The following is a 229-nucleotide window of genomic DNA, read 5'->3' as shown; positions in this document are numbered from 1 at the left end:
CCCAAGTAGTTTAGGAAACTAGACGTTAGCCCATGCTTTTTTATGATTTAAACATATTCTAGACTGTAACCTATATAAAGGAGAGATGCTCGAAATGATGGGAACAGGTGGATATCCAAGTATGGATGGTTTTGGAAGTATGAGTATGGGAGGATACCCAGGAATGGGCGGCATGGGAACAGGCTACCCGGGCATGGGGGGCTTTGGCGGTATGGGAACAGGCTATCAT

Origin of the sequence: Neobacillus vireti, assembly GCF_036962465.1 — a bacterium.
Lineage (GTDB): Bacteria > Bacillota > Bacilli > Bacillales > Cytobacillaceae > Neobacillus > Neobacillus vireti_B.
This window is presented reverse-complemented; position numbering follows the sequence as displayed.